The 12445-nt window shown below is 39.8% G+C and carries 12 protein-coding genes; 1 reads left to right on the top strand and 11 read right to left on the bottom strand.

Features of this window, described 5'->3' with window-relative positions:
* Position 1 precedes the first annotated feature (1 nt).
* Complete coding sequence (gene porV, locus JWQ34_RS09645) at positions 2–1174, bottom strand: type IX secretion system outer membrane channel protein PorV (RefSeq protein ID WP_299356934.1); 1173 nt, start codon at positions 1172–1174, stop codon at positions 2–4.
* A 223-nt stretch (positions 1175–1397) separates the two neighbouring features.
* On the opposite strand from porV, the gene JWQ34_RS09640 reads away from it, so the two are divergent.
* A complete protein-coding gene (locus tag JWQ34_RS09640) occupies positions 1398–2954 on the top strand; it encodes an SUMF1/EgtB/PvdO family nonheme iron enzyme (RefSeq protein ID WP_299356932.1) in 1557 nt (518 codons plus the stop codon).
* Positions 2955–3038: 84 nt separating this feature from the next.
* On the opposite strand, the gene JWQ34_RS09635 is transcribed toward JWQ34_RS09640, so the two are convergent.
* From JWQ34_RS09635 to JWQ34_RS09590, 10 genes are all read right to left on the bottom strand, one after another.
* Entirely contained in the window at positions 3039–3539 is a 501-nt protein-coding gene (locus JWQ34_RS09635; RefSeq protein ID WP_299356930.1) for an acetyl-CoA carboxylase biotin carboxyl carrier protein subunit, read from the bottom strand.
* A 5-nt stretch (positions 3540–3544) separates the two neighbouring features.
* Positions 3545–4207 (bottom strand): DUF4159 domain-containing protein, encoded by a 663-nt coding sequence (locus JWQ34_RS09630; RefSeq protein WP_299356928.1) that lies wholly within the window; start codon positions 4205–4207, stop codon positions 3545–3547.
* Positions 4208–4915, bottom strand: a complete 708-nt coding sequence (locus JWQ34_RS09625; RefSeq protein WP_299356926.1) for a 16S rRNA (uracil(1498)-N(3))-methyltransferase — start codon at positions 4913–4915, stop codon at positions 4208–4210. It lies immediately after the preceding gene.
* Between the two features lie 11 nt (positions 4916–4926).
* Positions 4927–6264: a hemolysin family protein gene (locus tag JWQ34_RS09620; protein WP_299356924.1), complete on the bottom strand. Its 1338-nt coding sequence runs from the start codon at positions 6262–6264 to the stop codon at positions 4927–4929.
* Positions 6265–6271: 7 nt separating this feature from the next.
* Complete coding sequence (locus tag JWQ34_RS09615) at positions 6272–6817, bottom strand: inorganic diphosphatase (RefSeq protein WP_299356922.1); 546 nt, start codon at positions 6815–6817, stop codon at positions 6272–6274.
* 18 nt (positions 6818–6835) lie between these two features.
* Positions 6836–7468: a VTT domain-containing protein gene (locus tag JWQ34_RS09610; protein WP_299356920.1), complete on the bottom strand. Its 633-nt coding sequence runs from the start codon at positions 7466–7468 to the stop codon at positions 6836–6838.
* Positions 7469–7525: 57 nt separating this feature from the next.
* On the bottom strand, positions 7526–8902 hold the full coding sequence (locus JWQ34_RS09605) for an NADH-quinone oxidoreductase subunit N (protein WP_299356918.1): 1377 nt from the start codon (positions 8900–8902) through the stop codon (positions 7526–7528).
* Between the two features lie 2 nt (positions 8903–8904).
* Positions 8905–10365 (bottom strand): NADH-quinone oxidoreductase subunit M, encoded by a 1461-nt coding sequence (locus JWQ34_RS09600; protein ID WP_299356916.1) that lies wholly within the window; start codon positions 10363–10365, stop codon positions 8905–8907.
* 1 nt (position 10366) lies between these two features.
* Entirely contained in the window at positions 10367–12271 is a 1905-nt protein-coding gene (gene nuoL / locus JWQ34_RS09595) for an NADH-quinone oxidoreductase subunit L (protein ID WP_299356914.1), read from the bottom strand.
* Positions 12272–12348: 77 nt separating this feature from the next.
* On the bottom strand, positions 12349–12445 hold a 97-nt coding region (locus JWQ34_RS09590), incomplete at its 5' end, for an NADH-quinone oxidoreductase subunit K (RefSeq protein ID WP_367278609.1).

Here is a 12445-nt window from a genome sequence, read left to right as displayed (position 1 = left end):
ATTACTTTCTGGCCCCGAAGTTTACTGATAGCGAAAACCTTAACGTATTAGCCAATGGGCTGCTTTGCTGGCTGGCTGCCAGGTATGAAAAATCGAATTTATAAATATCGTATTTAAGGCCCAGTCCTAAGGTTATATATTGCCTGCCGCCTTTAGCCGCGTTTTCATAAAAATAACCGCCGCGTATAGCAAACTGCTGATCATACACATATTCAATACCCGGCGAGAAGGAAATCTCTTTTATCTCCTCACTAAAACCTCCTGGCGCATCGCTAAATGATCCAAATATACCTGCCGGAACAGATATATCATCATCATGCCCTGAAATAATATTACCGTTTGCATCTCTTATCGGTGGGGTTGGCACCAACAGCTTATTAATATCAAACGCGAAGGTTACCTGGTTAAAGGCATCAATATTTAAAGTATTAGCTATACCCAATTTTAAATTGGTGGGTAAAAAGTATGCCGGCCCAACATCAGAATAACTAACTTTCGAGCCTATGTTTGAAATGTCCAATCCGTAGCTAAAAGTTGCATCCTTACCAAACTGCTGGTAAGTGTTGGTATGATACATGGATACATCGGCAGCTACCGCGTTGCCTGCTTTAGTTTGCTGGCTTGAGCCGGATGCAAATGATTGATTAGATAAGTTGGAATGAATATAACGCATGGTTAAACCCAATGAAAAATTATTACCAAACTTACGGGCGAACGACACGTCAAACGAAAACTCGCTGGGACGATAAGTGCCCTGGTCGTTTTGGTTGGCATCAACCAATTGAATGGAACCCAAATTGAAATATCTTAACGAAGCACCTATTGTATTTCTGCTATCAAGCTTATGCGCAAAACTTACATAAGATAAACTAACATCGGGTACCAAATGGCGCAGCCACGGGCTGTATGATAAGGATATGCTGTTAGCAGCACTATCTAAGAAAGCAAGTTTTGACGGGTTCCAGTAATTTGCATTAACATCAGGCGACAAAGCAACGCCCGCATCGCCCATAGCGCCTGATCGTGAGTCGGGCGATATATTTAAAAAAGGCACTGCTGTAGGTATGGAGTTTGAACCGCTTCCGTTAGTACTTGTTCCGGTTTGGGCAACTGCAAATAAAGGTAATAGTAGTATGATAGATATAAAAGAGGTCTTACTATAAGAAAACTTCATTGTTAGTCTTTTTGTTTAATTGGCTAAATATAGGCTAATTATGTGTTTGGGTAATAAGCTGGCATAAGTTTTTTATTTTAAAAATTGCCTGGCGATGCAACACTATCACTACTTTCTTCGTTAAAAGGATAAAACAGGCGTAATTGTTTAACTAACGCCAAATTTAGTTTAGTATTTTATTTAAAATATTTTATAAATTTACCCTATATATAATTGTAAAAATATGAAAATACTTTTTACTAACACTGTTATAGTGCTGGTGATTGCAACGTTGTTTAGTAGCTGTTCTAAAAAGTCGTCTAAATCGCAAAAAACAGGAATACCTTATAATGATAAAAATTATGGTTATTCTAAATTTAGGCAAACCCACCCATCTCCGGGCCCGGGCTTAGTTGCTATTGAAGGCGGAACTTTTGTTTTAGGTGGCAGTGCCGATCAGGACATTAATTTCGAGTACAATAATGTGCGTAAACGTGTAACTATCCCTGCCTTTTATATGGATGAAACCGAGGTTTCTAATCAGGACTGGTTGGATTACCTGCACTGGATAAGCGCGACTTTCCCTACAGATCATGAGTTGTATTATAATGCATTGCCCGATACTTTAGTATGGCGCAGGCCTTTATCATACAATGAGCCGTATGTAAATAACTATTTACGTCACCCTGCTTTTCAGGACTATCCTGTAGTGGGTGTTACCTGGGACCAGGCGCAGGATTATTGCCAATGGCGTACAGATCGTACCAATGAGCTTATTTTACAACAACAAGGTAAAATACTTAACCCTTATATTAAAAAGAACACTGCAGCGGCAGCAGCCCAGAAAATCCCTTTTAATACAGATATGTATTTAAATAACCAATTTAGAGGCGCGGGTATTGACGGCAAAAAAATGACTGCTGATTTAAATGGCAAACCGGTTGCCGGTGCTAAAAAAGCGGTTAGGCCTGTAATTGTTGAAGATGGTATTTTAAAGCCAGCCTACCGTTTACCTACAGAGGCCGAGTGGGAATATGCTGCTTTAGCTTACGCAGGCAATACCCAGTTTGAAAATATTACCGATGGTAAAATATATCCTTGGAATGGTTTAGGCGTACGTTCTGCTAAAAAAGATACCCGTGGCTTAATAATGGCTAACTTTAAACGTGGCCAGGGTGATAATGGCGGTGTTGGTGGTTATTTAAATGATAAAGCTTTTATTACAGCACCTATCAGATCATACGTTCCAAACGATTTTGGTTTATATAATATGGCCGGTAACGTTAATGAGTGGGTACAAGATACTTATCGCCAAATGACGTTTGAGGATGTGGATGATTTTAACCCGTTCCGTGGTAATGAGTTTACTGACAAACGTTTGGCCGACCCGGCAACAGGTAAATATGCTAAAGACAAATACGGTCGCCCTATAAAAGATCCTGCAAAAGCAGCTAAAAAGATGACTTATGCCGAACTGATTGCTTCGCAAAAAGCAAGCGTAGCTACTGCTTCGAAAGATCCGCTAGCAGGCAAGCCATACAATGCTGATGCAAGGGGATTTGTAGATACAGTTAATACCAGCTTATATGGTACAACTACATTGGTGAGTAATCATTCAAAAGTGTACAAAGGCGGTTCATGGAATGATATGGCCTATTGGTTAAATCCGGCCACCCGTCGTTTTATGAACGAAGATGATGCCAGTGCTGAAGTTGGTTTCCGTTGCGCAATGGATTTGGTTGGCGCTCCTGAAATACACCCTAGTGGCAAACCACACTTTAGTGTTAAGAAGGTAAAATAAGCCCCCTCTAATCTCTCCCGGTAAGGGAGACTTGAAGAATGGGCATAAAAAAAAGAGCGGCTTGAAATTCAGACCGCTCTTTTTTTATGCAAACTGCAGTAATACCTGCCCCTTTTCTACTTTATCGCCCGGCTTTATTTTAATCGATTTAATTATGGTATCAACCGGAGATTTGATAATGTTTTCCATCTTCATGGCCTCCAAAACAAACAGGTTATCGCCTTTCTGTACCGTGGCTCCTTCTTGGGCAAAAACTTTTAATACCATGCCGGGCATGGGTGCTTTAAGCTCACTTATTTTGGCGTTAGTTAAACCACTAAGACCCATTTTTTCTAACAGTACATCAAATTGATCTTTAGCTGTAATGTTGTAGATATTATTATTAACCCTGATCCGGGCAGTTTTTAATGATTTATTAAAGTCTATAACCTCAACGTTGTATGATCGCAACTGTTCAATAATATGCCAGGTTGATGGGCTTAGCTGTTTAATATCAGCTTGTGTTTTTTTATTATTGATCAATAATTCATCGCCATTTTTATCAACCGCGTAATCATATTGCCCATTTACTTTTAGCTGGTACATGATAGTTATTGCGTTAGTACGAATTGAATAAGGTTAGCACCCATTTTTAGCGCCTTTAAGCGATTTTCCTGGGTATCACCAGCGTAGGTTCCATAATCTTCCCAGCCGTTGCCCAGATCGCACTCATAAGTGTAAAAACAAACCAGCCTGCCTTTATATATCAACCCAAAGCCTTGCGGACGTTTGCCGTCATGCTCATGTATTTTAGGCAAGCCGTTAGGAAACGGATATTTTTGGTGATAGATAGGATAATTAGTCGGCAGCTCCACAAAATCAAGCTCGGGGAAAACCTTTTTCATTTGCGGGCGGATAAATTTATCCAATCCATAATTATCATCAATATGCAGGAAACCGCCACCGGTTAAATACTTTCTTAAATTGGCCGCATCCTGATCAGAGAAGATAACGTTACCATGCCCCGTCATAAAAATAAACGGGTAGTTAAATAACTGCGCGCTGCCCGGCTCAACTATATCGTCATCAGCCTGAAAATTAGTTTTTAAATTTTCGTTGCAAAACTTTATCAGGTTGGGTAAAGCGGTTCTGTCGCCATACCAATCGCCGCCGCCGGCATATTTAAGCTTGGCCATTTTATAGGTTGGCGTGTTAAAGCTGCTAATTATTAGTAGCAATATACAAGCACAAACGGCAGCAATTATCTTCTTCATTTATCGGTTTAAAAAATTCACCTCAAAACAGGCTTCTAACGCGGCGGTTTCTGTACGCAGCCTGCTATCACCTAAAGTTATGGCTTTATATCCGCTTTGCAAAGCGGCATCAATTTCGGCAGGCGAAAAATCACCTTCGGGGCCTATCAATATTAAATATTTGCCTTGCTTTTCTATCTCAGCACTAAGGCTTGTCTTTTCACTGTCCTCGCAATGCGCGATAAATTTTTGTCCGTCAAAAGGCTGTGCTAAAAACTTATTGAACGTTACAGCCTCGTTTAAAACCGGGTGGAACGCCTTTAACGATTGCTTAATAGCTGCCGTTATAATCTTATTTAGCCGCTCGGTTTTTGCTTCTTTACGTTCAGATCGCTGGCAGATGATCAATGATATTTCGTCAATACCTATCTCGGTAGCTTTCTCCAAAAACCACTCCAACCTATCCAGGTTTTTTGTTGGGGCTATGGCGATATGTAAGTAATGGTCGCGCTTATTATAACTGGTAATTACATTGGTAATTTGCAGGATAGTACGCTTTGGGTGCGCGTCTTTAATTTGCGCAGTGTATAGCCCTCCTTTGCCGTCAATCAATTGTACTTCCGAGCCAACCTCCAAACGCAAAACGCGTACGGCATGCTTGCTCTCTTCTTCGTTAAGAAAGTATTGAGGATGTGCAGGGGCAATATCAGGTGTATAAAAAAGATGCATTGGCAGGCAGATTAGTGTAAATCTACTGTATCTTCTTCATTTAGCAATAGTTCCAACTTAACCGATTCAATATTCTGGTCGGATTTTTTTAGTACGGTGATGTTATAGCCGTTTGATTCTTTCTGCTCGCCAACATCAGGTATTTTACCAAATATATGGCCCAGCCAGCCGGATACAGTATCAAAGTCGCCATCCTCGGGCAAGTCATGCGGCAAGTGGCCGTTTACATCATATATCGGTGCCAGGGCATTCACTATAAATTCGCGATCATTTACTGCTTCTACAATTGGCTTCTCCTCATCGTATTCATCCTGTATCTCGCCCACCAGTTCTTCAACAATATCTTCCAGGGTAACCATACCCGCGGTGCCGCCAAACTCATCAGACACGATGGCTATCTGTATGCGCTTTTGCTGTAGCTCGGCCATTAGGTCGTTTATCTTTTTGGTTTCGGGGATAAAGTATGGCTTGCGGATAATGTTTTTTAGCACGATCTCTTCATCACGGGCCAGTAGCGGCAAAACATCTTTAGCATGTACTATACCAACTATCTTATCAATAACCTCATCATAAACCGGTATACGCGAATAACCTTCTGTTATCAAAACTTCCAATAATTCCTCCTTGGTAGCATTAACTTCAATACCCGATATTTTAGTGCGGGGGACCATGATGTTTTTAACCACGCGTTCGTTAAAATCAAACACGTTTTGGATCAGTTCATGCTCGGTCGAATCTAGTGCACCGGTTTCCTTGCCTTGTTCCAAAAGATATTGTAACTCTTCCGAACTATGGTGCGTTTCGCCTTGTACAGCGTTAATGCCTAATAGTTTTAAAATAAAGTTAGCAAAGTTGTTAAGCAACCAGATTATAGGCTTAAACATCACAAAGAATATACGCAACGGTGCAGATATTGCCAATGCAGTACGCACGGAACTTTGTATGGCCAGCCTTTTAGGTGCCAATTCCCCAAAAACGATGCTAAGTACTGTAATCACAATAAACGCAAATACATGGCTTGTATTAATAATCAGGACAGACTTTATCTCTACGCCAAACATTTTAAACATGTTCAGCATCACACGGGTAAATACGTCTTCACCAACTACACCCAAGCCCAGCGATGCTATAGTTATGCCTAATTGTGTTGCAGCCAGGTAACCCGACAGATTAGCCATTATACTACGGGTAAGCCGTGCTACGCGACTACCTGTTTTTACTTTTAATTCAATTTGCGAACTACGAACGCGGACCAACGCAAATTCTGCGGCCACAAAAAAACCGTTCAGGAAAACCAGGAATATGGTTAATACAATATAATATCCGTTTACGTAGAGGTCAGGCGCCATCAATTAATTATTGGTAAACAGGAAAAGTAGACTTATATAGTTCTAAACTTTCATTAATAACTTTGTAGGCGTATTTCTTACCCAACATATGCTCAATAGTTACCTTTTTATCTTCCAAAGCTTTATAGTCTTTAAAGAAACGTACTATCTCTTTCATGGCATGTGGCGGCAGCTCTTGTAAATCGTTAATATAGTTTATAGACATATCATTTTTTGCTACCGCGATAATTTTATCATCCTGCTCGCCATTATCAACCATGTGCATTACGCCAACTATTTTGGCTTCAATGATGGACATCGGGAACACATCGATAGAACATAATACTAATATATCCAGCGGATCTTTATCATCGCAATAAGTTTGCGGGATAAAGCCATAATTAGCGGGGTACATTACTGATGAAAACAATACACGATCAAGTTTTAACAAGCCCGAATCTTTATCAATTTCATATTTAGCTTTTGATCCCTTAGGTATCTCAATTACCGCATTTACAAATTCAGGAATGTTATCGCCCGGCGAAACCTGGTGCCATGGATGTTGTGTACTCATTTATTTTATTATAATTTATTATTCGCTTTTTACTAATCGCTTTTTTAAGAAAGCAATAATAAGCGGAATTGTTGTAACTATTATTAATCCTAATACTACGTATTCCAGATAATCTTTTAATTGTGGGTACTTTCTACCCAAAAAATAACCGGATAAGATAAATGTGTTTACCCACATTATGCTACCTGCTAAGTTATATAAGGTAAACTTTTTAAAGTCTACTTTAACCACGCCTGCAAAGATAGGCGCAAAAGTTCTTATTATCGGGAAAAATCTGCCTAAAACTAATGCCATGCCGCCGTGCTTGGCATAAAACTCCTCGGCTATTATTATGTAGCGCTTTTTAAAGAACAATGAATCGTTTTTGTTGAACAGTATTGGCCCCGTTCGGTAACCAAACCAATAGCCTGTGTAATTGCCTAAGATACCTGCCAAAATTACGGATAACAGCAATGTACCCAATGATACATCGATCATCCCTGATGAGCATAGCAGACCGGCCATGAATAATAAATAATCACCCGGTAAAAAAAAACCGAAAAACAGACCTGTTTCAGCAAAAACTACAATAAGCAGGAAGTAAAACCCTCCCTTACTTAAAATGGATTGAGCGTCTGTTAAATTTTGCAGGTGTTCCCAAAAATTTTCCATTCACTATATTTGTAAAACTACAAATATTAAATCATTTTTTGGGATTTTGATTGCTCATTAAATGAGTCCGCTAATCAATTGCGGGTACACACCTATTACAATTGTTGCCAGTGCTGTAAAGCCTAACACAAAAACATAATAAGGCGAAACCACGATCTGCTCGCGCTCTGTACCGCGGAAGTACATGGCAACAATAACCCTGAAATAATAGAAAATACTGATGATAGCGTTAATAACCGCTACAATAGCTAACGCGATATGCATTTTGCCCAATACCATATTAAAGGCGAAAAACTTACCTATAAAGCCGGCTGTAAGCGGTATGCCTGCTAATGATAACATGGCTATGGTTAATACCAACGCCAGGAACGGGTTCTTTTTACCTAGTCCGTTAAAGCTGTCAAAGCTATCGCTTCCTGTTTCTTGTTGTACAAGTATTAACGCGCCAAAGGCTGTAATTGTGGCTATAGAATAAGCGGTGCCATATACAAATATGGTATTTGTTGAGCTTGCACCTAATGCTAAAATTGCAAACAATAAATAACCTGCATGCGATACACTTGAATAAGCCAGCATCCGCTTAAAGGTTTGCTGATATAGCGCGGTTATGTTACCTATAAATAATGTTATAATAGCTATAACAATTAACGCGGGCGCCCATATATTAGATAACACCGGAAAACACGTAGAAAACAGGCGTAAAAAGGCAGCAAAGCTGGCAATTTTAGACACTGTAGACATAAAGGCCGTTATTAATGACGGCGAACCTTCATACACATCCGGTACCCAGAAATGGAACGGAGCTACCCCTACTTTAAAGCATAGGCCAACAATAACTAATACTATACCGGCACATAACATAGGGGCAACAACCGCATGATCTAATACCCATGTTTGAATAGCTTCCAAGCCAAATGAACCTGTTGAGCCATATATTAAAGTAACGCCGAATAATAAAAAGCCGGTTGAAAAAGCACCCATTAAGAAGTATTTCAATGCTGCTTCGTTTGATGCAAAATCGTTCTTCTTAATACCTGCCAGTATATACAAGCTTACCGACATTATTTCTATGCCGATAAATAACATGGTTAAATTATAGTAAGAAACCATTACAATCATCCCCACCAGGGAGAATAAAATAATAGCATAATACTCGGCTACATGGTTGCTTATCTTTTCAAAATAATCTTTAGCAAGCAGTAGTATTAACAGGGTTGATATAATGGCAACTGATGAAAAAATAACAGAAAAATTATTAAATAATATCATTCCATGATATTCTGGTACAGCGCCGGTGTTCCATTGCGCTATTGCTAAACCTAATGCAGCAAGTAAACCAACAACGGTTACCGGCAACAACGCTTTTTGCATTTTATATAAACCTAAATACAAAAGCACTATAGGTAAAACAGATATAACTATTATAGTATTCATAATTAAAACTTAACTGGGAATCTTACACTGTGTACCAAATTTTCGACAGCGGCTGATGATATGTGTAATATTGGCTGCGGATATATACCCAGGCCAATTATTAACACACAGATAATACCTAATACTAATTTTTCTGAGCCATGAATATCTGTAAACGTAGCAGTTAATTCATTAGTGGTGCCCTGCATTACATTTTTATACATACGCAACATATATACCGCGCCAAAAATAATGGTTAGGCCGGCAACCGCGGCTACCCAAATGCTATATTGATAAACACTGTTTAATAATAAAAACTCGCCTATAAAACCATTAGTTAATGGCAACGCCACCGTACCCAACACAATAATTAAAAAAGCAATAGAAAAATGCGGAGCAACTTTAGCTATACCACCCAGCTGGTTAATATTTCGCGTACCTAAACGAGTGCTGATGATATCCCATATAAAGAACATACCCACCACGTTAATACCGTGACTAAGCATTTGTATCATGGCACCTTGTACACCTTGTACGTTCCAAACAAATATACCTGCGGCAATAAGGCCAACGTGTGCTATGGATGAATAAGCAACCAAACGCTTACCATCAGTTTGCGTAAACGCAATGATCGAGCCGTAAACAATACTGATTACCGCCATTATAATAATTACCGTTTGCCAGGTTAAAAAGCCTGCCGGTGCAATAGGTATCAACCACCTTATAGCGCCGTAAATACCCATTTTAAGCATTATGCCCGATAGCATCATGGTACCTGCGCTTGGTGCTTCGGTATAAGTATCGGGCTGCCACGTATGGAACGGGAACAACGGCATTTTTATAGCAAACGCCAGGAAGAAGGCCCAGAATACCAAACCTGAATGGCCTGTAGTAAGCTGACTGCTGGCATAAAACTCGGTTATGCTATAGTTTTGCCCAGGCGATTGCATATACATATATATAATGCCCAGCAACATAAATAACGAACCGGCAAACGTATAAATGAAAAATTTAATGGTGATACGGATTCTGTTTTCGCCGCCCCAAAGTGAGCAGATAAAATAGATAGGTATTAATGCGGCTTCCCAACCTACGTAGAATAAAAACCCATCTAAAGCGGTAAATACAACCAGCATACCTGCCTGCATAAATAATATCAAGGCGTAAAAAGCATTGGCATTTTTATACTGGTGTTTGTAGGTGGTTAAAATTATAAGCGGAACAAGCACCGTAGTAAGCAATACCATGATCATGCTGATCCCATCAATACCTGCGCTAAAGTAAATACCCAGTTTTACTATCCATGGTACATCAACAGCAAATTGTGTGCTAGCATCGGGTACAAAATTAGCCAGGAATATACCGGCAATTGCCAGTTCGACAACAGAGAAAAATAATGCCGCGTGTTTAGCCGTTTCGTTCTTAAAGAAGAGAACAGCAAGCGCCGCAATAACCGGCAAAAATATTAATATACTAACCGTCATTTTATATGGTAAACAATTTTAAACTATACAGTAATATGGCAATGATACCAGCCACCATCATAAATATGTAGAAACCTACATTACCCGTTTGTAGTAAACGCAAAGCCTTGCTTGATTCCAATGTACCTTTACCAATGTCATTCACCAATCCGTCAATGCCTAAACGCTCTACAACGTTGTAGAAGAACCCTGATATAGCATCAAGCGGCCTGCGGATCAGGAAATCATAGATCTCATCAACATAAAATTTATGGTAAGATAAGTTTGCTAATAGTGAACGCTCTTCGGTATCTTCAACAGGTACATGCGCGTTTTTAACGTATTTTACATAAGCGTAAACCATGGCAATTAAAGCGCCGCCAACAGACAGGCCCATCAATAACCATTCTGTACTGGCAGCTAATTCATGCTCACCTAATATTTTGTGTGATGCTTCAAAAATCGGGGCAAGGTATGCGCCCAACTCATGATGGCCGCCCATTACTGCCGGTACGCCTATCATACCACCAACGGCTGATAATATAGCCAGTACGATCAATGGAATGGTCATGCTTGGCGGCGACTCATGCAGATGATGTTCCTGCTCATGCGTCCCGCGGAATTTACCCCAAAACGTTAGGTACATCATCCGGAACATATAGAATGAGGTTAACATAGCGGTGATAACACCTACTACATAAAATGTGGTGCTACGGGCATAGGCCGCGGCCAAAATTTCGTCTTTCGAAAAGAAACCAGAGAATGGCGGTATGCCTGCAATAGCAATAGTACCAACCAACATGGTAACGAACGTAATTTTTATCTTACCTGATAATCCGCCCATTTTACGCATATCCTGCTCGCCACCCATGGCGTGAATTACAGAACCTGCACCCAGGAATAATAACGCTTTAAAGAAAGCGTGAGTTAATACGTGGAAAAAAGCACCCGTATAAGCACCAACACCTAAACCCAAAAACATATAGCCTAACTGCGATACAGTTGAATAAGCTAATACCTTTTTAATATCTGTTTGTGTTAAGGCTATCAATGCCGCAAATGCCGCTGTCGCTAATCCGATGATGGCAATAACCTCCATTGTTTCAGGAGCCATTGTAAAGAGGATGTTTGAGCGGGCTATCATATAAACACCAGCAGTAACCATGGTTGCAGCATGTATTAAGGCTGATACCGGGGTTGGGCCGGCCATCGCGTCAGGCAGCCAGGTAAATAATGGCAACTGTGCCGATTTACCAACCGCACCTACAAATAATAATAAAGTGATGAGTACAAATGGTGCATCATGTACATAAGCCGCTCTTTTAAATACCTCAGCGTATGCTATGCTATCAAACGTATGGAATATTACAAATATGCCTATCAGGAAACCTAAGTCGCCAATACGATTCATGATAAATGCTTTCTTTGCGGCTTCAGCATAGTTTGGATTAGTGTACCAAAAGCCGATCAGCAGGTAAGAGCAAAGCCCCACACCTTCCCAACCTATAAACATTACCAGATAGTTTGAACCTAATACCAACAATAGCATAAAGAAAACAAACAGGTTTAAGTAAGCGAAGAACTTACCAAAGCCGTCATCATCATGCATATAACCTACAGAATACAGGTGAATTAAAAACCCTACTCCCGTTATGATCAACAGCATTATAGAACTTAACTGATCTACCAGGAAAGCCAAATTAACTTTCAATGCACCAACAGAGAACCAGGTAAACAAATCAACATTTATTGGTTGTCCGGTAGATTTGATCTGGAAGAAAGCAGCAACGCTTAACCCAAATGAAATTAAAACCAACAAGCTGCCAATAAAGCCTATAACGCCTTTTGACAAAGTATTGCGGCCAAGGCCGTTAATAACGAAACCGGCTAACGGTAATAAAGGAATAAGCCAGATGTATTTATCCATGTTGTTATATTGTTCGTTTGACGTTGTACGTATTACGTTTTTCTTTATTATTATATTAATTCAAATCCGAAATTAAGCTACCATTTTATCCTGTTCAACACATTAATATCTATCGAATTTGTGTTGCGGTATATCTTTACAATTATTGCCAGGCCTACGGCTACTTCTGCTGCG

Origin of the sequence: Mucilaginibacter sp., from assembly GCF_028288185.1 — a bacterium.
GTDB lineage: Bacteria > Bacteroidota > Bacteroidia > Sphingobacteriales > Sphingobacteriaceae > Mucilaginibacter.
This window is presented reverse-complemented; position numbering and strand designations above follow the sequence as displayed.